Raw genomic sequence first — 328 nt, forward strand, 5'->3', positions numbered from 1 at the left:
CTCCTCGGTAACTGCTCCTGCGTTACTCTCGATAATTGCTCCTGCATTATTCTACCTTCGACCATCCTTGGTCTCGTACCTCCTATATCTGACCTCCAAGGAGGGAGGGAATGCCTTAAGCATGTCAAGAACATGCTAGGTCATGTGGTTTGCAATGAATTAAGAGCATAGTGATTCTACGTTCAAGCTCATTAACGCAGCATCAGAGTCGCTAAAACTCGCTTGTAGGAGTGTTTTTGGCTTGCTACTTCTGCGTTAAATAAACTCATAAGGGAATAACCATTATGTTATTACTCACTTTGGATTGACTGCCTTGAATTAGCGTGCC

Source organism: Shewanella sp. 10N.286.54.B9, from assembly GCF_041468565.1.
Lineage (GTDB): Bacteria > Pseudomonadota > Gammaproteobacteria > Enterobacterales > Shewanellaceae > Shewanella.